This is a genomic window from Saccharopolyspora pogona (assembly GCF_014697215.1).
GTDB lineage: Bacteria > Actinomycetota > Actinomycetes > Mycobacteriales > Pseudonocardiaceae > Saccharopolyspora > Saccharopolyspora hattusasensis.
The window spans coordinates 838,557-859,804 of the sequence record NZ_CP031142.1 but is presented as its reverse complement, the minus strand read 5'-3'; the positions used below and the strand labels follow the sequence as shown (position 1 = coordinate 859,804).

General features: G+C 66.0%; 21 protein-coding genes and 1 pseudogene. 16 read left to right on the top strand and 6 right to left on the bottom strand.

The window, feature by feature from the left end:
• Positions 1-4 precede the first annotated feature (4 nt).
• The 7 genes from DL519_RS03490 (at position 5) to DL519_RS49650 (ending at position 6,519) form a co-directional block, all read left to right on the top strand.
• Positions 5-1,183, top strand: coding sequence for a M24 family metallopeptidase (locus tag DL519_RS03490; protein WP_190812856.1), 1,179 nt, complete (start codon positions 5-7; stop codon positions 1,181-1,183).
• The gene (locus tag DL519_RS03485) at positions 1,180-2,436 is read left to right on the top strand and encodes a Zn-dependent hydrolase (protein WP_190812855.1); all 1,257 of its coding nucleotides are present in this window, start codon (positions 1,180-1,182) and stop codon (positions 2,434-2,436) included. Before DL519_RS03490 ends, DL519_RS03485 begins: the two co-directional genes overlap by 4 nt.
• Positions 2,437-3,388: 952 nt before the next feature.
• The gene (locus tag DL519_RS03480) at positions 3,389-4,270 is read left to right on the top strand and encodes a phosphotransferase family protein (RefSeq protein WP_190812854.1); all 882 of its coding nucleotides are present in this window, start codon (positions 3,389-3,391) and stop codon (positions 4,268-4,270) included.
• Positions 4,258-4,815, top strand: coding sequence for an HAD family hydrolase (locus tag DL519_RS03475; RefSeq protein ID WP_190812853.1), 558 nt, complete (start codon positions 4,258-4,260; stop codon positions 4,813-4,815). The genes DL519_RS03480 and DL519_RS03475 overlap by 13 nt, the downstream gene beginning before the upstream one ends.
• Positions 4,803-5,501, top strand: a complete 699-nt coding sequence (locus tag DL519_RS03470; protein ID WP_190812852.1) for a nucleotidyltransferase family protein — start codon at positions 4,803-4,805, stop codon at positions 5,499-5,501. The genes DL519_RS03475 and DL519_RS03470 overlap by 13 nt, the downstream gene beginning before the upstream one ends.
• Before the next feature lie 4 nt (positions 5,502-5,505).
• Positions 5,506-6,006, top strand: coding sequence for a DUF4916 domain-containing protein (locus DL519_RS03465; RefSeq protein WP_190812851.1), 501 nt, complete (start codon positions 5,506-5,508; stop codon positions 6,004-6,006).
• A gap of 210 nt (positions 6,007-6,216) precedes the next feature.
• The gene (locus DL519_RS49650) at positions 6,217-6,519 is read left to right on the top strand and encodes a hypothetical protein (protein ID WP_397545096.1); all 303 of its coding nucleotides are present in this window, start codon (positions 6,217-6,219) and stop codon (positions 6,517-6,519) included.
• Between the two features lie 449 nt (positions 6,520-6,968).
• Here DL519_RS49650 and DL519_RS03455 read toward each other — a convergent pair whose 3' ends face one another.
• The 3 genes from DL519_RS03455 to DL519_RS03445 form a co-directional block, all read right to left on the bottom strand.
• Positions 6,969-7,388: a transposase gene (locus tag DL519_RS03455; protein WP_190812850.1), complete on the bottom strand. Its 420-nt coding sequence runs from the start codon at positions 7,386-7,388 to the stop codon at positions 6,969-6,971.
• A 398-nt stretch (positions 7,389-7,786) separates the two neighbouring features.
• Positions 7,787-8,170: a hypothetical protein gene (locus tag DL519_RS03450; RefSeq protein ID WP_190812849.1), complete on the bottom strand. Its 384-nt coding sequence runs from the start codon at positions 8,168-8,170 to the stop codon at positions 7,787-7,789.
• 317 nt (positions 8,171-8,487) lie between these two features.
• Complete coding sequence (locus tag DL519_RS03445) at positions 8,488-8,913, bottom strand: SsgA family sporulation/cell division regulator (RefSeq protein WP_190812848.1); 426 nt, start codon at positions 8,911-8,913, stop codon at positions 8,488-8,490.
• A 455-nt stretch (positions 8,914-9,368) separates the two neighbouring features.
• Here DL519_RS03445 and DL519_RS03440 point away from each other — a divergent pair, with 455 nt between their 5' ends.
• The 5 genes from DL519_RS03440 (at position 9,369) to DL519_RS03420 (ending at position 14,036) form a co-directional block, all read left to right on the top strand.
• Positions 9,369-9,662 (top strand): hypothetical protein, encoded by a 294-nt coding sequence (locus DL519_RS03440; protein WP_190812847.1) that lies wholly within the window; start codon positions 9,369-9,371, stop codon positions 9,660-9,662.
• Between the two features lie 321 nt (positions 9,663-9,983).
• The gene (locus DL519_RS03435) at positions 9,984-10,820 is read left to right on the top strand and encodes a 2-amino-3,7-dideoxy-D-threo-hept-6-ulosonate synthase (protein WP_190812846.1); all 837 of its coding nucleotides are present in this window, start codon (positions 9,984-9,986) and stop codon (positions 10,818-10,820) included.
• A gap of 65 nt (positions 10,821-10,885) precedes the next feature.
• Positions 10,886-11,986 carry a 3-dehydroquinate synthase II gene (locus tag DL519_RS03430; protein ID WP_190812845.1) on the top strand — a complete coding sequence of 367 codons (1,101 nt, stop codon included), beginning with the start codon at positions 10,886-10,888 and terminating at the stop codon, positions 11,984-11,986.
• 2 nt (positions 11,987-11,988) lie between these two features.
• Positions 11,989-13,146: an FAD-dependent monooxygenase gene (locus DL519_RS03425; protein ID WP_190812844.1), complete on the top strand. Its 1,158-nt coding sequence runs from the start codon at positions 11,989-11,991 to the stop codon at positions 13,144-13,146.
• Complete coding sequence (locus tag DL519_RS03420; protein WP_190812843.1) at positions 13,143-14,036, top strand: arylamine N-acetyltransferase family protein; 894 nt, start codon at positions 13,143-13,145, stop codon at positions 14,034-14,036. Before DL519_RS03425 ends, DL519_RS03420 begins: the two co-directional genes overlap by 4 nt.
• 17 nt (positions 14,037-14,053) lie before the next feature.
• Here DL519_RS03420 and DL519_RS03415 read toward each other — a convergent pair.
• Positions 14,054-14,251: pseudogene (locus DL519_RS03415) on the bottom strand (zinc-binding dehydrogenase); the annotation flags it as partial.
• Positions 14,252-14,284: 33 nt separating this feature from the next.
• Here DL519_RS03415 and DL519_RS03410 point away from each other — a divergent pair.
• Positions 14,285-14,701, top strand: a complete 417-nt coding sequence (locus DL519_RS03410; protein ID WP_190812842.1) for a hypothetical protein — start codon at positions 14,285-14,287, stop codon at positions 14,699-14,701.
• 738 nt (positions 14,702-15,439) lie between these two features.
• Here DL519_RS03410 and DL519_RS03405 read toward each other — a convergent pair.
• Positions 15,440-16,366, bottom strand: a complete 927-nt coding sequence (locus DL519_RS03405) for a LysR substrate-binding domain-containing protein (RefSeq protein WP_190823740.1) — start codon at positions 16,364-16,366, stop codon at positions 15,440-15,442.
• Positions 16,367-16,449: 83 nt separating this feature from the next.
• Between DL519_RS03405 and DL519_RS03400 the strand changes: the two genes are divergently transcribed.
• Both DL519_RS03400 and DL519_RS03395 read left to right on the top strand, forming a co-directional pair.
• Positions 16,450-17,757 (top strand): aspartate aminotransferase family protein, encoded by a 1,308-nt coding sequence (locus DL519_RS03400; protein WP_190812841.1) that lies wholly within the window; start codon positions 16,450-16,452, stop codon positions 17,755-17,757.
• 255 nt (positions 17,758-18,012) lie between these two features.
• On the top strand, positions 18,013-19,365 hold the full coding sequence (locus DL519_RS03395) for an HNH endonuclease signature motif containing protein (protein WP_190812840.1): 1,353 nt from the start codon (positions 18,013-18,015) through the stop codon (positions 19,363-19,365).
• A gap of 163 nt (positions 19,366-19,528) precedes the next feature.
• On the opposite strand, the gene DL519_RS45525 is transcribed toward DL519_RS03395, so the two are convergent.
• Positions 19,529-19,948 carry a helix-turn-helix domain-containing protein gene (locus tag DL519_RS45525; protein WP_223838403.1) on the bottom strand — a complete coding sequence of 140 codons (420 nt, stop codon included), beginning with the start codon at positions 19,946-19,948 and terminating at the stop codon, positions 19,529-19,531.
• Positions 19,949-20,491: 543 nt separating this feature from the next.
• Here DL519_RS45525 and DL519_RS03385 point away from each other — a divergent pair.
• Complete coding sequence (locus DL519_RS03385; RefSeq protein WP_190812839.1) at positions 20,492-21,247, top strand: alpha/beta hydrolase; 756 nt, start codon at positions 20,492-20,494, stop codon at positions 21,245-21,247.
• Position 21,248 lies beyond the last annotated feature (1 nt).

The following is a 21,248-nucleotide window of genomic DNA, read 5'->3' as shown; positions in this document are numbered from 1 at the left end:
CGCTATGACCGCCATTTCTGTGAAAACCCCGCCGCGGGGCTTCCCCGCCGCCGAGTTCGAACAGCGGGCTGCCAGGGCACAGCACGCGATGCGCGAGCACGGCCTGGACGCCCTGTTGGTGACCGCACCCCAGCAGGTGCGCTACTTCACCGGCTTCGACACCCAGTTCTGGGAGAGCCCGACCCGACCCTGGTACGTGGTGGTGCCTGCAGCAGGCGCCCCGGTCGCGGTGATCCCCGAGATCGGCGAGCCGGGCATGCGCGCCACCTGGGTCACCGACGTGCGCACGTGGCCCGCGCCGAACCCCGGTGATGACGGGGTCAGTCTGCTCGCCGGCACCCTGCGCGAGCTGGCCGGCGCGGGCGGCACCGTCGGCGCCGAGCTGGGCCCCGAGCTGCAGCTGCGGATGCCTGCAGGACAACTGCCGGAAATCGCCTCCCGAGCGGGCGTGACCATCACAGATGGCTCTGCGGTGATCCGGTACTGCCGGCACGTCAAGTCCGAGCTGGAGATCGACAAGATCCGCTTCGTCTGCCAACTCGCCTCGGACGCCTATGCCCGAGTACCCGAACTGATCCGGGCAGGTGACACCGAACGCGCCGTGGTGCAGCGGATGCGTGCCGACCTGATCGCGCGGGGCGCCGACACCAGTCCCTACCTGATCGGCGTGTCCGGTCCTGGCGGCTATGACAACATCATCATGGGGCCCACCGACCGGGCACTGGACACCGGTGACGTGCTCATCATCGACACGGGCACGGTCTTCGACGGCTACTTCTGCGACTTCGACCGCAACTGGGCGATCGGCACGGCCGACGACGCGGTGCGCCGAGCCTACGAAGCCGTGTGGCACGCCACCGAAGTCGGCATCGCGGCCGCCCGTCCAGGGATCCGAGTGTGCGACCTGTGGAAGGTGATGGCCGATGAACTGGCCGCGGCCGGCTCGGCGGGCAACAACGTGGGCAGGCTCGGGCACGGGCTGGGCCTCCAGCTCACCGAACCACCGAGCATCCACCCGGACGACGAAACGGTATTGGAAGCGGGCACCGTGCTGGCGATCGAGCCAGGCATGGAGTTCGCGCCCGGCAGGATGATGGTGCACGAAGAGAACATCGTCATCCGAGAAGGCGGCGCTGAGCTGCTCACCACCAGGGCCGCGCCCGAACTGCTGGTGGTCTCATGACCGGGACGTACCGCCGCTCCACCGTGCCGGAGATCGACGGCGAGTCCCTCTGGCAACGGTTGGCCGAACTGTCCATCGTCGGCAGGGTAAGCGGCGGTGGGGTCACCAGGCTGGCGGTTACCGAGGCGGACGCGCAGGGCCGGCGTCTGGTGGAGTCCTGGCTGGCCGAGACCGGCTGCGAAATCAACCACGATGCCATCGGCAACACCATCGCGATCCTGCCGGGCACCGACCCCGGCCTGTCCCCGGTCCTGCTCGGCTCGCATGTGGACAGCGTGGTCAACGCCGGCCGGTTCGACGGCTGCCTAGGTGTGCTCGGCGCCGTAGAAGTGCTGCGCGCGGTGGCGGCCGGCCCCCGGCCGCGCCGGTCGCTCGCCGTCGCGGTGTTCACCGACGAGGAAGGCACGCGTTTCGGCCGCGACCTGCTCGGTTCGTCCGTCGCATGCGGACTGCTCGAACCGGATGCCGCATTGGCCATCCCCGACTCCGAAGGGAGAACCGTCGAGCACGAACTGCGCGTGCACGGTCTGCTCGGCGCCGCGCCACTCCTGGTCGACCGCCCGCCGCACGCATATCTGGAAACACATATCGAGCAGGGGCCGGTGTTGCTACGGGAAAATCTTCCCGTAGCCGCGGTCACCGGAGTCGTTGGCACCTCGTGGATCCGGATTACGCTCACCGGTGCCGCAGCACACGCCGGCGCGACCCCGATGGAAATGCGCCGGGACGCCGGACTGGCCATGGCGGCGCTGCGGCTACGCCTGCACGCCCTCACCGAGGATCATCCGGGCCTCACCGTGGCAGTCGGTGCGATGAACACCCTCCCGCAACAGGTCAACGTCGTGCCGGCAGCGGCAACCCTGACAGTCGACCTGCGCGCCCCGGAGGAGGCAGTGCTCGCGAAGGCCGAAAGCGCAATCCGCCATCTCGCCGAAGACGTCGCCCTGACCTACGGCTGCGAGCTGACCACCTGCGAGCGAATGTCCCGAACCGCGCCCGCGACGTTCGATCCAGCGATGGTGGACCGGGTGGCCGGCCGGATCGAGGCTCACGGCCTGCCAGGGCGCAGGCTCTGGTCCGGCGCCGGGCACGACGCGCAGCAACTCGCCACGATCTGCCCGACCGCGATGGTGTTCGTCCGTAGCCAACGTGACGGTATCTCGCACTCCCCTGACGAGTGGTCACTGCCCGAGGACTGCACCCTCGGCGTACAGCTCATGGCCGAGGTGGCAATCGACCTGCTCAACGACTGACCGGGAAGCAGCCCCGGGCGTTCTGGACACGGTCGGTGCGGCCCTCGAATACCGGGCACACCGACCGTCCAGCACCAGAGAAGGAAACCCGTAACCAAACGACCCGCAAGAAGTAGCCGGATGGACCGCAGCAACTGTCGGCGGACGCGAAAAATCCTGGTGGGTGGACAGTTCGGTCCGGATCGGCGGACATGAAATTTCCGGGTGGGCGGACGTGTGATCTCTCGGACACGCCTGAGCCTGAACAGCAATGCGTCACGGGATCCCTCCGGCGGGGTTAGCTCTGATTGCCGGTCGATGCCGACCCTGTTCCGGAGGGATCCCGTGACCAAGTCTGACAGGGAGATCATGGAAGCGTTCGACCTCACCTGCTGCGCGCATACTGCTGCCCAGTTGGCGAGTTTATCCTTGGCGGCGGCGAGGCTGACCCGGAGTCCTTCGGCTTCGCCGGCCCATCCCTGCTGTTCGCGTCCCCACAGCCAGCACAACCGAAGACTAAACATCAACAGACCGGACAAAGGGGTCAGCATTCAGCTGGCCGAAAAGTGGTCAAAATTCAGACGCCATTGACACCCCGCCCTGGAAAAGACGCCAAAGCCTGGGCCCGCATCCGCGTATACGGCTCCACCGCTCTTACGGCAGCACATCGCCAGGGAAACCGCAAAGCGACCAGTGCCGACCTCGTCATCAGGCGTTCCTTCGGCTGCTGACCCATCGACGATCCGAGTACGAAAGGGCAACGGAACGAGCGCAGAGGGGTATCAAGACAAGACCTTGCTGGCGACCGCCCGAAATTTTGAAATAGTCGAAAAGACAGACACCGGGCAGCAGACTGGAACCAGGACTGAAACTTCGGCGACTCGGATACGCAACGCCGACCTACTTACCCGCGACCGAACAGAAAATCCTCAGCGAATCTCGGACATCTGCTTCCGCAAGCACGGAGTCGTAATTGAACACCGCAGCACACGAGTCAGCATCAGTACGAAGAATTATGGAGGCCTACGGGTTATCAAGCTCACCAGGACCGGAACTGCATTACCGTGTGCCGGACCAGCGGGGCCGATCGGGCGCGGACATCACACCGGCATCCGAAGATCAGGTAGTTAAGTACGGCCCGCCGAACACCACGCTTGGCAGCCGCGTTGTCGCTCAAGGTGAATGGATTCTAGGACACAGCAATCAAGCCCTACCGGAGGTCCGCAGTGTTTTCCGGAACAGCTCGCAGTGGGGATACACCATGGACCGGCTCGACACGATCCCTCTTGAACTGCTGGACGGCCGGAAGCTTGCGACATCCATCGTCCGGCTGCTGCAAGCCAGTTTTTGGCGCGAGGCGCCAGAAGTCGAATTCGACGAATCGGCTCATGCCGATCGACTGTCCCCCATCACGGCACCGTTGACCGGACGCAGGAGAGATGTATTCGATCGACTGCGCGCCCGAATAGAATGGGATCGGCTTTCCCGGGGTCTCACGCATGGGGATCCGATATTCGACAACGTTCTTTTCACTCGCGACGGATCGATGATCTTGATCGATCCCATCCCATCGACCCCAGGCCTTCCCGACGTGATCGCCCTGGATATCGGCCGAATTTTCCAGTCCTGCGTGGGATACGAGCGGGTGACCTACGAACTACCAGCACCCGACAACGTTCCACTCGATATGGTCATTTCGATGACGAGACTAGCACACGATGACTTGATGGCCGCTCTGTACTTCGGAATCGTGCACCTCCTTCGTTCGATGGTTTACGTCTCAGCAAGAAAGGCGAAGCACCTTCTGGAGGAATGCGTGGACAGCTTGATTGGAGCGGCGACATGTCGGCTGTAGTGGTGTTCGACATCGACGGGGTACTGGTCGACACCCGGGAGAAGATCGTACGGCGAGCCTATGCCGAGGTCGGCATTGAGTTGCCCGACCAACTCTGGGGCAGTACATGGCACACTTGGCTCCCCGAGCGCTGCGGGGGAGATCTCGGGCGCGCCCAAGCCATCCACGATCAAAAAACCCAGGCTCACCTCGACTTACTCAGCAGGAGCAGGGTCACAACACTCGCGGGCACTCAAGCCGCCCGCACGTTGCATGCCTGCGGATGGACCGTCAAGTTCATCACCTCCGGCACGCGCGAAGTCGTCCAGAGAACTCTTGACTCCGCTGATCCGTCATTGAGCGCGTTCCTGGCCGGAACCGATCTGGACAGCATGGGCAAACGGAAAGCGCTTGACGGGATTTCCCCTGCGGGCGGCGTGTACGTCGACGACAACTACGACCTGGGCGTCAAGGTCACCGAAGGAAGCGCGTGGAAACTAGTGCATTTCCGCGACCAGACCAAGACAGAGTTGATCAAGGAGACCAGCACGGTATGGATGTCGTAATCCTTGCCGCCGGACGCGGTAGCAGACTCAAGGACATCACACCGCCTTACTTCAAGCCGTTGATCATCATTGATGGCGAACCTCTCATCCGCCGGCTCGCCCGGACAGCGTTGCGCGTCTCAGATGGGAGGATCGTGATCGTCGCCGCCCCGGAGAACGCGCTGCCCCTCTGCCAAGTGCTGGGCGACCTCCCGGCAGAGATCGTCATCCAGCGTCAGCCGAATGGACCAGGAGACGCGCTCCTCACGGGTCTTCGACTTGTCACATCGCCTGAGGTCCAGGTCCTCCTCGGCGACAATGTGGTGTCCGTCCGGGACGCGGAGAAGATCGCGCAGGCCGCCGTCCCGGCCGTCGGGGTCGTACTGATGCATCCTGCCGAAGCCGAGCGGTACACGTATTTAGCCCCGAGCGGCTGCTGGGTCGAAAAACTCCCTTGCGACGAAGCCAAGACCGAGCAGCACCTGCCCTGCTGGGTCGGCCCGTTGAAGCTGAGGACTGACGAGATCAAAGCCGCCATCGAGCACCGGATCCGGAACACGCGAGCCGAGGCGGACCCGTCAGAGCAGGAAATCCCCATCGGGCCACTGCTCAACCAACAGGGTCCGGCCACCCTCGTTCCGGTGTCTTCGGTGGACGTTGGAGTCCCCGCGGTATGGCGTCCGGTAAGACCACTCATCGAGGAATGATGTTATGAGCAGCAGTTCTTCCGCCAAAGGGAAGTGGATTCCCGAGGCCGAATACGACGAGATCACCAAGAAGATCCCGATTCTGTGCATCGACGTGTTGCCGATCCACCCGGGGCCAGAGCGCTTGGTGGGACTAATACTCCGCGACACCTTCTGGGACCGCCGTCGATGGTGCCTCGTGGGCGGCGGAGTCCAGCACGGCGAACCGCTGCCGAACGCCGTCGAGCGGGTCTTCGATTGGGCGCTGGGTGACCGGGTTTCACTCGACCTCGACACGCTGAATCTGAAGGAAGTGGTGGAATACTTTCCCGATCCTGACACCGGCGAGTTCTTCGACGCCCGCAAACATGCCGTCGCCCTCACTTACACCTGCGTCATGTCGGGTGACCCATGTCCTCGTGGGAAAGCCATCGATTTCCGCTGGTTCTCACCCGACGCGCTTCCCGAGCGTGACGCCCTAGGTTTCGGGCAAGAGCGTCTTGTACCGCGCCTCCTGGCTGCTTGACCCTCGATCAACCACCAAGCCGACCCAGCAATATGACGGCTTCCGCATCCGCGGGCGGGTATCGGGTCCTCCGGAGGATCTGCCTGCCTCCTGCGCCCCGCAGCAGATTGATCTGCTGCGGGGCGCTGCCCTGTCCGAGTGAGACGGCCAGATCCTGATCATCCTTACCGGCGGCATCAACCAGCCATCGGCGCGGTGGCCGGAACGCTGGTGACGCAGGTGCGGCTGCCGGCGTTCATCGTCACCCTCACCATGCTCACCATGCTCACCATGCTCACGGCCGTGGCGAAGCTGTTCGCCGACGGGGAGGCGGTGCCGACCAGCGACGCGCTGCTGACCTGCGGCCGGGTGACCGCCATCGACGGCGCCAACTTCGAGGTCGTCCGCGGCGAGGTGCTGGCCGTCGTCGGCGACAACGGCGCCGGCAAAGGGGGGCGGGGGGATTGCCGGTGGGTTTCGGCTTCTTGGTTGGTCTTTTTGCCGGGGTCGGGGCTTTTGGGGGTTTGGTTGTAGGTGGGCCATCCCCGTAGTGGGTGGAGTGTGGGGGCTGGCGCGGGCTTTTGCGTTGCCGAGCGGCGGAATCCGGGTGGCCTGGGGCTGTTAGCCGTTCGGTTTTGGGTTGATCCGTAGCCGGGTTTGACTGGTAGTCACTTTTCGCTGGCGGGTGCCGGATTCGTCTCGGTCGGCCATTCACCTAGCGGGTGTGGGTGGTGGTGATCGCTGCGTTCCGAGGTGGCCCGTGCGTGATTTTCGGGTCTATAGCGCCTGAAACCGCTCACGATGCTCGTGCTGGTGGTGTGGTGGTGGTTGGGTGGCGCCTTCGGCGTGCCCTGGTTTTCAGTGCTGTTTCTGTGTCGGGTTTCCGGTGTTTTCGTTTCCGCGGATTGGGTTTTTGGGTTTCGGGCCGGGTGTTTCACCTGATCAAGTGACCATAAATGACGTGCGAACTGGTGTCCCTCTCCTCACCTTTCTGTGGGTAGTGTGATGGTGATTCCGCTGAGGCAGAGGTAGATCATTGTGGACAGTGATTCGGGGCTATGTCCGTAGCCGCGGCGTTGGATGACGCGGATTTTGCTGTTGATGCCTTCCAGTAAGGAGTTCGAGAGACCGAGTTCGATGGCGGCGATGATGGCGTCGAAGTGGTTTCGGATGCGCTGGACCAGGTTTCGCATGGAAGGGATGCGGCTGCGGAGCGCTCGAGTACACCAGGATTTGAGGTAGGCGCGGGCCTCGTCGGGGTCGATGACGCGGTAGACGTCGCGGAATTCTTCTTTGAGTTCCCAGGCACGCCAGAGCCGGTAGCGTGTCCGGCGTAGCTGGTTGATGATGTCGCGTTGTTCGTCGGTGAGGTTCTCCGCACCTTTACGCAGGGCGGCGCGCACAACCAGCGATGGGAAACCGAGATACGGGACCGGCGACCGGTGTTCATCTCACCGTCTACAGTGGACCACAAACGAACACCACGGCCAGGCGGCAGGGCACTACCCGCCCAGCACCGCGAGTACCTCCGGGACCTCATCCCCGCACCACGGGGCCCGGCGGGCGAACCATGATGCCCTGGTTCGGTCGTGGAGTGCCCAGACGACCTGCCGGGATTTCGCTTGTGTCGTAAGCGTGTCCGGCGGTCATCTGGGTGGCGATTGGGCCGGGCGGCACCACGTTGCTCGTGATGCCGAGGCGGCCCACCTTGGGCTGCGCAAGTCCTCCAGGAACGATCCGTGCTCGCGGGATGCCCTGGACGGGCGCTCCGCCAGGAACCGCCGCTCCTGCAGAAATCGGGTCAGTAGTTGAACGACACGATCGCGTCGCGCGAGCAGAAGTCCGGGAGAGCGTTGCGGTCGACGCACACGTGAATCGCGGCGCGTGCTGCGGTCGCTTCATGCCTCAGCCTGCGGGACAGGGGCCCGCTGGCGTGAGTGTTGGTTCGGGCGGACTCGCTGCTGCCCGCGCTTTCCCACTTGCCCTCTACGAGGAAGAAGAACTCCACCCTTACGAACGTGGGCATGCCATCGTCGCGCAGGTCACGCCAATTGGCGCCGACTGTCGCGTAGACACCCCCGTTGTTGGCGAAGTCTCCATCTGCGGAGCCGATGGCAGTTTGGCCGCTCTTGGCGTAGATCGGCCCCACAGCTTGCCGGCCGCATGATCCCTCCCAGATCAGCAAGGCACATCGTCCGAATGCGCTAGCGGAGTCCGGCACGGACTCGGCTTGGCCGTGACGCGAATGAACCTGTTTAACCCGGTCGGACATCGAGTCGATTGTTGCCAGACCGGATATCTCCAGTGACTGCCAGCTGTTGCTCGCACGACGAACCGGCGAGCGGACCGAGAGATCGCCGGGCCCTTTCCTCGGTCACACGCTGCGCGCTCGCGGGCGGGTTCGAGTCGTTGGGCGAGGGAGTAGGCGCCCTGGCGGTCGGCGACCGCCCGGGCGGGCGAGGCTGGCCGCCTGGCGTCCGGTGCTTCGGGAGAACCGAGCCATTACAGGTTGCGCGAGAGCAGCCGGCTCAGCGCCTCGTCGACGTTCATCCACCGGTGTTCGTCACCGGGTGCGACCACGTCGTAGGTGTCGTTCAAGAACTCCACAAGCTGATCAGCATTCACTTCGAAGGTGGCCTGCCCTGACGGCGAGCTCAACGCGATCAGGACCAACCCCGGATCGTCCAGTCGAGGGCGGATTCGCACGTCACCTTCGCCTGCCTCGGCGACCAGCCCGTCGGCCAGCAGGTCACGGGCGATCACCCAATCCACCTGACCGGCCTTGCCCACGTTGAACTTCATGCAGACCTCGTACGGGTTGCGGCTGTCGTACCGCAGTTCCACGCCAACCGGCGCGATCACACCCGCCGGGGCTACCAGGTTGAAGACCATGGTGGCGAGCACCGTGCCGTGATCGTTTGCCATCATGTCCGCACTCCCAAGCGTCGGCTTTGCTTCCTAGATACCAGCATGCCCAACCCGGGTTCATACCTTCTTCACGATGTCTTCAGGCCCCAGGTGCCAATCCACCCTCGGACTCCCATGACTGGGGGCCTGTGGCGATGGGGAGCAGCCGCCTGTTGATCATGTTTTTGTGAGGACAACAGGATCGCAGGCGGCTGCGGCGCCCAGGATAGGTGCTCGGCTGGCTGAGCGGAAGCTGGGTGAGTTACTGGAGGGGCTGCGCTGGTGTTTCCGGCGGATTGAGCCGTTCGTGCAGGCCCGTAAGTATGTGCGGGCGGTGATGAGCGAGATGCCGAAGCGGAACGGGTGGACGGTTGCTCAGCATGTCGGGGACCGGACCCCGGACCGGACGCAGCGGCTGCTGAACCGGGCGTGCTGGGTCCCAGGCCAGGCTCTACACCGCGATCGCCCGGCACACCGTGCTCGTCTGCGCCGCCCTCGCTGTCTGCGCCGTCACCGCCGCATTGCTGCGCGACCGCACCGACAGCCAAGCCCCCGAACCAGCACACCCGGACCAGCCCCCACCCACCGACCCCGGCCTGATCCCGCTCACCATCCCCGAGATCAAGCACCTGATCGCCAACACCACACCCCAGCCACCCGAACACAAAACCCACTGGGTGAACTGGCGTCGCAAGCACCAAGCACGACCACGCTGGTTCCACAAACGCACCAGACTCGCCCGCAACATCGACATCACCCAGGTCAGCTAGCGAATGGCTGCTGCCGTACTAGCTCGGGAGCGCCGGCTGCGGGCCGGGCCCGGGGGCGAGCGCTCGGTTGGTGCTGGGCTCGGGGACCTGCTTGCAGGCTTGCCGGATAAATCGCCGCAAATTGGGCGAAATGCAACTTCAAGCAGAGCTACCACCGAAATTAACCCACAGTCAATAGTAGTTGAGAAATCAATTTATTTTTTTCCCTTTCTGTTTAAACATCTTTCCCGCAGGTGCAATACCGTTGACGCGGCAACTCGTCATCTCATAAGTTCATCCGGCCAGTAACCATTTCCCGGACAACCGCAATAGGATGGCTGAATGAAGCAATACTTCCGCCATTTGTCACCGGCGCGTCGTTTACGCCTCAATCGACTTTTTCGAAATAATCCACAAAGGACGTTGATCGTCCCGCTCGACCATCCACTCACCGATGGCCCCTGTGCGGGTCGCGGGGACAGCCTGAACAATCTCGTCGGCCAGCTCGCCGCGAATGGCGCGGACGCCGTGGTCCTCCACAAAGGAAACGTGCGTTTCGTCGACCCGGCCTGGTTCAAGCAACTGTCTCTGATCGTGCACCTCAGCGCGAGCACCGTGCACGCGCCAGACCCGGACCACAAGGTGCTCGTCGGGACGGTCGAGGAGGCGCTGCGACTGGGCGCCGACTCGGTCAGCGTGCACGTGAACATCGGTTCCCGCGAGGAGGCGCGGCAGCTCGGGGATCTGGCGGCGGTGGCCGAGTCCTGCGACCGCTGGAACGTTCCGCTTCTGGCCATGATGTACCCCCGCGGTCCGCGGATCACCGATCCGCGGGACCCCGAGATCGTGGTGCACGCCGTGACGGTGGCGGCCGAGCTCGGAGCCGACATGGTGAAGACCTACTACGTCGGCTCGGACGATGCAATGGGCCGGATCACCTCCACGTCGCCGATTCCGATCGTGGTGGCCGGCGGGCTGCGCACCGCTGACGAGAAAGACCTGCTGGAGCTCGTCGATGGGGCGATGCGGGGCGGCGCGGCAGGGCTGGCCATGGGCCGCAACATTTTCCAGGCTCCGCATCCCGGAAATCTCACCCGGAAGCTTGCGCAGCGGGTGCACGGCGACATCGTGCCAGCCGCTCCGACCGAGCTGATCGCCGCCCAGCGGGACATGGCGTAAGCCGACTCGAATTCTTCCGCCCGAGTCCTTAGACAATTCCCTGCACATCCGAGGATGCAAATTTCATGAAGCTCACCTGGGTCGACGTGCGTACCTGCCCGACCAAGTCCGCCGTTCTGGAAGAGGCGCTCCACATCAAGGTGGATGGAATCCTATCGGACTCCGCCGCCGATTTCGACGGGTTGCCGCCGACGGTGCGGAAGATCCTGTTCCCGACCGGAAAGAGCTTGCCGGACGATTTCGGCCAGGCCGACGTGGTGATCGTCGTCCCCGACGAGCACGGGCAGCTCGACGAGCTCGCCGCGGCGCATCCCGAAATTGAGTTCGGGCAGTACGTCGAGATCACCGACGCCGCGACGCTGGACGAGGCGTGCCGGTCGGCACGGAGCAACCAGTGGAGCCTGCTGTACTTCCGCGATCCCACGAAGATTCCGCTGGAGATCGTGATCGCCGCCGCCGCGGGCTCGTCCGGGAAGCTGGTCACCATCGCCCAGGACGTGACCGAGGCTGAAATCATCTTCGGCGTGCTGGAGCATGGCTCGGACGGCGTCATGCTGGCGCCCGCGGCGGTGGGTGACACGACGGCGCTGAAGGCCGCAGCGGCGGACGGCAGTCCCGCGCTGGACCTCGTCGAGCTGACCGTCACGACGACCGAGCACGTCGGCATGGGCGAGCGGGCCTGCGTCGACACCTGCACCTACTTCCGCAAGGACGAGGGCATCCTGGTCGGCTCGCACTCCAAGGGCATGATCCTGTGCGTCAGCGAGACCCATCCGCTGCCCTACATGCCCACCCGGCCGTTCCGGGTCAACGCGGGCGCCATCCACTCGTACACCCTCTCCGCGGAAGGCCGCACCCACTACCTGAGCGAGCTGAAGTCCGGCAGCAAGGTCATGGCGGTGGACACCTCGGGCCGGACCCGGATGGTCACCGTGGGCCGCGTCAAGATCGAGAGCCGCCCGCTGATCTCCGTGGACGCGGTGGCTCCGGACGGGCAGACGGTCAACCTGATCCTGCAGGACGACTGGCACGTGCGCGTGCTCGGCCCGGCGGGTGTGGTGCTCAACAGCACTGAGCTCAAGCCGGGAGACACGGTTCTCGGCTACCTCCCCACGCAGGACCGGCACGTGGGCTACCCGATCAACGAGTTTTGCTTGGAAAAGTGACGATGAGCGACACGAGACCACTGGAGGTCGCGGTCGTGGGGGCGGGCATCACCGGGCTCGCCCACGCGGCGGCGCTACGGCGGGCGGGCATCGGCGTCGCGGTGTACGAGACGGCGAACGCCTTCGGCGACATCGGTGCGGGCATCCAGCTCGCCCCGAACGCGGTGCGCCTGCTGCACCGCCTCGGGCTGGCGGACGGCCTGGCGGCCGTGGCGGTGCGTTCGACCGCCATCGAGATGCGTGACGGGCGCACCGGTCAGGTGCGGGGCCGCGTCCCGCTGGACGACTGCGAGAACCGGTACGGCGCGCCGTACTACCTGCTCGCCCGCTTCGACCTGCACGCGCTGCTAGCGTCCCTGCTTCCCGACGGCGTGGTCGAGCTGGGCAAGGCCTGCGAGTCGGTGGCCGAGAATGACTCGGCCGTGCAGTGCCGGTTCGCCGACGGCACTGCCGTCGGCGCCGATGTGCTGGTCGGCGCCGACGGCATCCGGTCTGCGGTGCGCCGGGCCAGGGTGGACGACCAGCCCGTGTACTCGGGTTTCAGCGTCTACCGCGGCCTAGTCGACGCCAGCGGGTTGCCTGCCTCGTTCACCGAGCCCCGGTCGATCGTCTGGACCGGGGAGGGCAGGCATTTCGTGTGCTACCCGGTGGCCGGCGGCAGGCTGGTCAACTTCGTCGCGACCCTTTCCGCCGAGGAGTGGGGAGCGGAGTCCTGGTCGGAGCCGGGAAAGGCCCAGGATGTGCTCGACGCCTTCGCCGACTGGGACAACGTGCATCCCCTGGTCGAGGCCGCGGAAACGGTCACCCGCTGGGGCCTGCACGTCCGCGAGGACGGCCCGGCCTGGACCACCGCCCGGACCGCGCTGGCGGGCGATGCCGCGCACCCGATGCTGCCTTTCACGGCTCAGGGCGCGGGTCAGGGCATCGAAGACGCCGTTGCCCTGGCCGGTGCACTGGCACGCCACGGAGACGACGTCTCGGTGGCGTTGCGGACCTACGAGCAGGTGCGCCGCCCGCGGGCGATGAAGGTCCAACAGCTCTCCGGTGATATGGGGCGCAACTTCCACCGGGGCGCCTCCGAATCCCGGCAGCGTCCCGATGCCCAGCCGATCGGCGACACCCTCGACTGGCTTTTCGACCACGACGCGGAGGCCCTGTGACGACTGCCAAGATGACCGCCGAGCACAGAGGACACCACGATATGCTGCCAGCCCTCGCTGACCACTACGTCGACGCCTACCTGGCGCGAATCGGCGCTGACTGCCCGGAACGCCCGGACCTGGAGACGCTACGGCACCTCCAGGAACGCCACGTGTTGTCGATCCCGTTCGAGACAATCGCGGTATACACGGGGGAACCGGTGCCGCATACGCTCGACGCCGTGCGGAAGATCGTGGAGCAGCAGCGGGGCGGGTGCTGCATGGAGCTCAACTCCGCGTTCGGCATGCTGTTGGGCGCGTTCGGTTACCGGGTGGAACTGCTGCACGGCCAGATCTACCGGAACTCGGTGCTCGACAAGAGCATCGGCCACATGGCGCTGAGGGTCACAGTTCCGCTGTCCGGGCAGGACCAGGTGTCCTGTCTCGTCGACGTTGGCCAGGGAAACAACAGCAGGCACCCACTGCGGATCGACCTGCGCGACCCGCAACCCGATCCGCACGGCACCTACCTGCTGACCGCCGCGCCCGACGGCGATATCGACGTATCGATAAACAATAATTTGCTGTACCGGCTGGAAACCAGGGGCCGCGACGTGGAATACGGAAACGCGTCCCTGTGGTGGTATCGCACGTCCCCGCGCTCGCCGTTCGCGGCTGCGCCGATTTCCATCGCACGCACCGAGCGGGGGAAGCAAACGCTGCGAGGGAACGTGCTGGTCGAGGAGGACAACGGGCGGCGCACCCTGCGGCGGCTCGACACCGACGAGGCACTGCTGAAGACGTACCGCGAGTACTTCGGAATCGAGCTGGATCGGGTGCCCTCCGCACAGGAACGGGTGTCCACCGCGATAGCAGGCGAGAGGAATGCCGCGTCGGCCAAGAAGCGGTGATCAGTGGGCTGTGATAATCCGATCGGTGCGTCCTCGTACTGCGGGACGCCGACGCGGCTGATGACGCCGCCGGGGCGAGCGACGCCGACTGCCTGCTCGTAGGCGGGCATGGTGCCGACGGCTTCCAGGACTACGTGCGTGCCGTGGCCGCCGGTGAGCTCGCGGCCTGCGGCGATGCCTTCCTCGCTGCGGGCGGAGACGACGTCGGTGGCGCCGGCTCGTAGGAGAACTGCGTCGAGATCGGCGCGATGTGCGGAGCCTCGGCGGACGGGCGGCTGCTCGGGCAGCCCATCGCCTCGGACCTGAGTCCGGCGCCCAGCCCGGTCGACCAGCCGGTGGACTACCGAGAAGCCCCCTTCTCCGCGGCGCTGGACGGGTTCAGCGGGGAAGGCAGCGCGGCGATGTGGAACGTAGCGCCGACCGACTTCAACATCCGGGAGGACTTCCCGTTGGCGGCGCTCACCGACGTGATCCGGGCCTTCGCCCGCGGGAGCAGGCTCCAACCTGCTCACGATCACCTGCGCGGACCCGGACCTGCTGCGGGTTCGGATGGGAGGCTGGTCGGAGTACTTCGTCGCGATTTACCCGGCGCACCAACAGCAGCACCGGCGTCGGCCGTTCAGCACACCGGATGTCGAGTTCGCCCCGGTACCCTGCTCAGGTGACTGACCGGTGACGACAGCGGGATCCGGCCCACGCCGGGTCCCGCTTCGCCGGTGCCACAGTCCACAGCCATCGACGATGACCCGCCCCACGGATAGGCCCACCGAACGCAGTCGAGCGTCCAGCCGCTCCCTGGTCTCGCGAGCGACTGGACTTCTCGCAGAAGCCATCGAACGCAGCAAAGCCCGTGGCTGAAAGGAAACGCGCGAACGCCGAGGCTTCAGCCTCCACCGAAGGCCACGTCACGCAGCACGTGGACGCGGCCAAACATCACTTACTCGTCACCTCCCGTCGGTTTGCGGTGTTGGAGGCGAGGGGGTGCGGTTCGCCGGTCTAAGCTGCCAACGCGGCGGCGACTTCGTCGAGGCCGGCCCGGATGTAGGTCGTTGTCGCGGACGGAGGGCCGGGCTGCTGAGAGGACGCAGTCGGCACATTCAGGACTCGTTGGGCCGCAAGGTATGGCGAGTGCATTCGATCCATCTGGTCAACGACCAAACAGATTTCATCCCAGCAGCCCCCGCTGAAGTTCATCCCGCGCAACGGCGGCTGCAACCACGGGATGGCCGAGCTCGATGAGGTCCAGCAACAGATCCGCACCCGGGACATCGGACGCGCCCGGACGCCACCCGGGACGAGGTGCTCACCCAGTTCGCCCCCTCACCCCGGGCTCCGGTGCCGCCGCGATGGTCCTCGGCCGCCGCGACGAGCACCCCGAGGGCCATGCGTTGCCGAAGCGGACATCACCGGTGTCCGGCGGCGCCGGGTGCGGACAGGGCCGGGATGTCCGGGTGGTCGAGCAGCGTCTCGACGACGGCGTCCACGGCCACGCGCAGCGCTGCCACCCGGCGCCGCACGATCGCGACGTTGCGGTGCACCGGCGTGCTGAGCTCGCGGGTGACGACCGGGATTTCGGGTGGGACGGCCAGCGCGGGCAGCATCGCCACCGACCGGCCGGACTCGACGTGCTGGAGCAGCAGCAGGTAGTTGCTGAACCAGCAGGCCACCCGGGGTTCGAAGCCGGACTCGCGGCATAGCCGCTGGGTCAGCTCGGCCATGTACGAGCCCGGCCGGTCGCACGCCCAGGTCTCCTCCGCGCACGCGGCGAGATCGATCACCCGGCGCCGCGCGAGCGGATGGTCCGGCGGCAGGACCAGCACCACCGGGTCGGTCCCCAGCGGGACGACTTCGAGGTCCCGGTCCCACGGGAACTTGACGTAGTCCGTGGTCGTGACGATCACGTCCACCTCGCCGGTGCGCAGCGCGGCCCCGCTCTCGTGCGGTTCGGACTCGATCAGCTCCACGTGCAGGTGCGGATGCGAGTCCGCCAGCCGGGCCGCCGCCGGTACGGCGAGCGTGTATATCGCGCTCTGGAACACCCCGAGCCGGACGGTGCCGATCGGCTCGTCGTTGAGGGCGCGCAGCTCGGCCTCCGCCTCGGCCATCTGGTCCAGGATCTCGCGGCCTCGGCGAGCGAGGGCGATTCCGGTCCGGGTCAGCCGCACCCGACGCCCGGACCGCTCCAGGAGCCGGCTGCGCGTCTCGGTCTCGAGCACCGCGAGCTGCTGGGACACCGTTGACGGGCTCAGGTGCAGCGTCTCGGCCACCGCGCGGACGGTGCCGAGGCTGTCGAGCAGGCTGAGCAGGCGCAGGCGCCACGGGTTGAGCATGCCACCATTGTGCGGCTCCATCGAACAGCATCGTCGAAATCGTGTGATGGACGCAAACCTGCATCCTTCGTAGCGTCGGGCCCATGCTGGACGACATCGCGCGCACCGCACCAGAACGCCACCTGGTCCGCTACTCGGGTCGCGGTGCCTTCAGCCCCGGGATCATCGCCCGCGCCGAGGGCAGTTCGGTGTTCACCGAGGACGGGCGCGAGCTGCTCGACTTCACCTCAGGGCAGATGAGCGCGATTCTCGGACACGCCCACCCGGAGATCGTCACGACCGTTCGCGAGCAGGTCGCCCGGCTCGACCACCTCTACAGCGGGATGCTGAGCCGCCCGGTGCTCGACCTCGCCCAGCGGCTAGCGGCGACGTTGCCGGAGCCGCTGGACAAGGCCATGTTCTTGACCACCGGTGCCGAGGCGAACGAGGCCGCGTTGCGGATGGCCAAGCTCGTCACCGGCGGGCACGAGGTCGTCTCGTTCGCCCGGTCCTGGCACGGCATGACCCAGGCAGCGGCGAACGCCACCTACAGCGCCGGGCGAGTCGGGTACGGGCCCGCCGTCCCGGGGAACTTCGCCCTGCCGGTGCCCGACCGGTTCCGGCCCGGCATCGTCGACGCCGACGGGAACCTGGACTGGCACCGGCAGCTCGACCTCGGCTTCGACTTGATCGACGCCCAGTCGGTCGGCAGCCTCGCGGCCTGCCTTGTCGAGCCCGTGCTGAGCTCGGGTGGCGTCGTCGACCTCCCGCCTGGCTACCTGGCGGCGCTGCGGGACAAGTGCCGCGAGCGGGGCATGCTGCTGATCCTGGACGAGGCCCAGACCGGGCTGTGCCGCACCGGTGACTGGTACGCCTTCGAGCGCGACGGCGTCGTCCCGGACATCCTCACCCTGTCCAAGACCCTCGGCGCCGGGTTGCCCCTCGCGGCCGTGCTGACCAGCACCGAGATCGAGCAGGAAGCCCACGACCGCGGGTTCTTGTTCTTCACCACGCACGTCAACGACCCGCTTCCAGCGGCCGTTGGCAACACCGTCTTGGACGTGCTGAGCCGCGACCGCCTCGACGCGCGCGCCCGCGAGCTGGGCGTGCGGTTGCGCGGCGGTCTGGAGGAGCTCGCCGGGCGGTATCCGGTGATCGGCGACGTGCGCGGGCGCGGTCTGCTGATCGGGCTGGAGCTGGTCGACGGGCCGGGTGGCGAGGACGCCGACAAGCTCGGCGCCGCCGTCACCAGGCGCTGCGCTGAGCTCGGCCTGCACATGAACATCGTGCAGCTGCCCGGCATGGGCGGGACGTTCCGCATCGCCCCGCCGCTGACCGCCACCGACGCCGAGATCGATCGCGGCCTGGCGATCCTCGACACCGCCCTAGCTAGGGGGTGTGGGTGGTGGTGATCGCTGCGTTCCGAGGTGGCCCGTGCGTGATTTTCGGGGCTATAGCGCCTGAAACCGCTCACGACGCTCGTGCTGGTGGTGTGGTGGTGGTTGGGTGGCGCCTTCGACGTGCCCTGGTTTTCGGTGCTGTGTCGTGGTTTCCGGTGTTTTCGTTTCCGCGGCTTGGGTTTTTGGGTTTCGGGCCGGGTGTTTCACCTGATCAAGCGACCATAAATGACGTGCGAACTGGTGTTCTAATGCGGGAGAATATTTGGTATGACACCGCTGTTGAACACCCAGGATCCGGCCGTCGGCACCACCAGTGCCCGGTCGGCGGTGTCGTGCACGGATGCCGAACTCGCCGCCCGTATCCGTGAACTGGAGGAGGCGATGCGGGTGTTGATGATGGAGCAGTTGCAGTGCATCGCCGAAGCCGACCACCGTGGTGGGTATGCCGAGTTGGGGTTCCGGTCGGCGCAGGTGTGGTTGCAGGGGTTGCTCAACATCGATGCGCGTGATGCGAAAACCCGCGTCAAGGTCGCCCGCAATGTTGAGGACCGGCAGAGCTTGTATGGCGAGGTCATGCCCGCCGACCTGCCTGAGACTGCTGCGGCTTTGGCAGAGGGTGCGATCGGGTTGGAGCATGCGCGGGTGATCGTGGACGGGGTCCGCCGCCTGCCGGAGTATGCCCGCTGTCATCAGGTCGGTAAGGTCGAATCAACCCTGGCCGGGTATGCGCGGATGATGACGCCTCGTGAGCTGGAGAAGCTCGCCGAGCGCATCCGCTATCTGCTGGATCAGGACGGTGCCTACGACGACGAGGAAGACCAGCATGAGTCGCGGGAGCTGCACTACACGGTTGCCCGGGACGGAATGACGGTCATCAAAGCCCGCCTCGACCGCGAGGCCGGGGCGAAGTTCGCCGCGCTGATGCAACCGCTGGCCGCACCGCGGCCGGAGGTGGAGGGGGAGAAGGATCCGCGCACGGTGGGGCAGCGCAACGCCGACGGCTTCGCCGCCATCCTGGACCTGGCGCTGGATCATGACGGGGTTCCGCGTTCGGGTGGACAGCGGCCGCACATCACCATCTCCATCGACTTCGAGGACCTCAAGCGAGGGCTCGGGTTCGTCGCCGCCGAAACAGGGTTGCCCGGCACCCTTAACACCGAACGCGCTATCACCGCCGAGAACGCCCGCCGCATCGCCTGCGACGCCGAGGTGCTGCCGATGGTTCTCGGCGGGGATGGCCTCCCGCTGGAGGTGGGCCGGGCGAAGCGGACCGCGCCGACGCATCTGCGGGCGGCGTTGCTGCAGCGGGACGGGGTGTGTGCGTTTCCGGGGTGCGACCGGCCGCCGGGAACCCCGGAAGCACATCACATCGCCCACTGGGTCGATGGTGGAAGCACCGAGCTGGGCAACATGGTGATGCTCTGCGGTTATCATCACCGGACCCTGCACAACCAGCGGTGGGAAACCGAGATACGAGACCGGCGACCGGTGTTCATCCCACCGCCCACAGTGGACCCCAAACGAACACCACGACCAGGTGGCAGGGCACTACCCGCCCGACACCGCGAGTACCTCCGGGACCTCATCCCCACCCAGCGGGGCCCGGCGGGCGAACCATGATGCCCTGGTTCGGTCGTGGAGTGCCAGGCCCTGGTGAGGCCTCCGTCGACGTCGATCACCGTGCCGTTGACGTAGCCCGCTTCTGGGGTGGCGAGCCAGGCCACCGCGTTGCTCGTGATCCCAGTTGAACGCCGCGATCAGCAAGCCCGCGTTCATGAACATCTTAGCCCGACACCAGGCCGGTGGATCGCCGCGGCACCCCACACAGGCTCGCAACTTGGCCCGCTACCAGCGGCACATGGCCCCGGCAGGACCGGGACATCAACGCGGCGAAGAACATCCTTGTGGCTGGTCGCACAGTGATCAAGTCGAGGTTGCCCAGCTGGTAGCCGGGCCGATTCCGGCGCGTCGCCGACGGCGTAGACGTCAGAGTGGCCAGCACCTCGGCCTTCTTCCACTGCGTCAAGGCCGCGTCGGTCTCCTTGTACGAGATCCGGCGGCCCTCACCATGGTAGGTACGGTGGCGTACGGCGAGGGTCTTGTTCCACACCAGGCGCACACACCCGAACGTACGACCCAACCGGGCCAGCTGTCCGGAGTCCGGGTAAGCCCGGCACCGGTACGCCAACCGCATAAAGATCATTTTAAACAACCATCGATCACAAGTAAGCGTAGGTGGGTTACCGCTGGACGCCTCATGCTGGACGTCACGTGCTTCCTCCCCACGGACAAATCCAGGGGCTCCCGCACTACATTCCTTCGGTGAACCACTCCGTCTACCTGTGCGTGACGAATGCGTTCGCGGTACTGATCAACGCGAACCCCTTGCCCGCGGCAGCCCCGGTAGACCACTGCACCTCAATCCGGAACCCAGTCCTCAGCACGGATGCCAGCTTCGATGATGCACGCGAGTACGTGACCCGTCCCATCAACGCGCTTCTGTCAAGGTGCTAATACATATTAGTCCTGCAGGACAAAATTCGACCAGGGGCTTGATCCACGGGGGATACGCCGTTCAGTCTCGGTGTCTGATCCGCGTTCTCGACGAGGAGGTTACTGCAGTGGCAGCGGGGCTCAGCATGCGACAGGCGGGCATCGCAGGAATCGCGACCACAGAAGACTTCTCCATGCTTGCCTGCACGAGGGTGGTTGCAGCGATCGGTCGACTCGGGACCGAGGTTCACCTGTGATCATCACGTCTGACGGTGTCCGCCTTGAGACCGCCTGGCATCAGGGCGGTGCGGATGCTGTGGTGCTGGCCCACGGCATCACCGCTGACCTCGCAGAGCAAGAACTGTTCCCGATCCTGGCGGATCGGCTGGCGGCCGCGGGATTCTCGGTGCTGCGTTTCTCTTTCCGCGGGCACGGCCGCAGCGAGGGCAGGCCACGCGACATGACGATCGCGGGAGAACGGTTGGACTTGCGGGCGGCCGTGGAGTCCGTGGGACGCCCGGTTTCGGTGGTGGCGTCGAGCTTCGGTGCAGTGAGCACCACGCTCTCCTTGGGCGAGTTGCCCATCGACTCGGTGGCGCTGTGGCAGCCAGTGCTCGACCTACGGCGGACCTTCCTGGAACCGGAGCTGCCGCGCGGGCGGCAGCTCTACTACGACCTGAGCTCCTTGCAACAGCGGGGTTTTCTCGATATCGAGGGACGGTTCGAACTGGGCGCGCGGCTCTTCGAAGAATTCGCGGAGCTCGACCCGCGAGCTGCCTTTCTCGCCAGCGACATCCCCGCGCTCGTCGTGCATGGCGACGTGGATGAGCACGTCTCCTACGAGGTGGCCCATGAGGTGGCAGCCCGGCGGCCGCGCACGGACTGGCACCGCGTACGAGGCGGCGGACACGGCTTCCGGGACGTGGAGCGCGAGGTCATCGACGTGACAGTGTCGTGGCTTCTCGACCAGGCTGACGTCTCGGCCGCACAATCCCAGCCTCCAGCATGAC